Source organism: Malaciobacter halophilus (assembly GCF_002837275.1).
GTDB lineage: Bacteria > Campylobacterota > Campylobacteria > Campylobacterales > Arcobacteraceae > Malaciobacter > Malaciobacter halophilus.
The window spans coordinates 1-881 of the sequence record NZ_NXIF01000108.1; the positions used below are offsets into that span (position 1 = coordinate 1).

The 881-nt window shown below is 26.1% G+C and carries 1 protein-coding gene; it reads right to left on the bottom strand.

Going from position 1 to position 881, the window contains the following annotated elements:
- Positions 1–881: hypothetical protein (locus CP960_RS13875; RefSeq protein WP_196778347.1), on the bottom strand; the 881-nt coding region annotated here is incomplete at both ends.

Genomic DNA, 881 nt, shown 5'->3' on the forward strand with positions numbered 1-881 from the left:
TTTTTCTAATTGCATATTTTGAAAGAATTTTTTTAGAGCCATTCTTTAAAGTTCTATATCCTTTCATAATTTCAATAACTGAATTATCATCTAAATTTTTATGTTCAAACTTTTGCATGAACAAATCCCATATATCAGCGATTGAATTTAAGCATATTGTTGAATTTTCTAAATATCCTTTTTCATTAAATAAATGTTTTAATTTATCTCTTCTAATTTGAACTTCTATTCTCCAAACTTCTTTATTCTCATCATAATTATCATTTACTAGCCAACGACTTGGCTTAACAAAAGATTTATCAGGAAACTTTTTTATTTCATGAGTTTTGTTATAAATTCTGACCATAAAATTTCCAGCACCTAGAACAAAACCAGTAAATTTCATACCATCAAAATAAGCGTTACTATCAGCTTCCATATATACTTCTTTTTTTCTACTTCTTGTTTTCATTCTAAAAAAGTCCATAATTGTAAAATCATAGTTTTGTATATCAGTGCATAGATGAATTTCAGAAGCAATAGAATAAGTATGAGGAATAATCTCTTTTAAAAAACCTTGCATTTGAGTAACACATTTAACATAACCATAACGAGCTAAATAATCCGCTCTATATTCAACCTTAACGCATGGTTGTTTTGTAATTTTCTTAAATCTTTTGAAAGAGATTGAAACATCGCCATTTTTTATAGTAACTGCAAAACCTTTTTGTGATGTTGACATTATGTGAAATTTATGATTATTAATAGTTTCTGTTAAATATCTCTCATCACCATTATATGATTTAATATTTTGTGCTTCTTTTTTTAAAGCTATTAAATCCGTCACAAAATCATTAAAATCAATCATTTCAGATTGTGTTAGTTGCATGTTTGGGTAATAG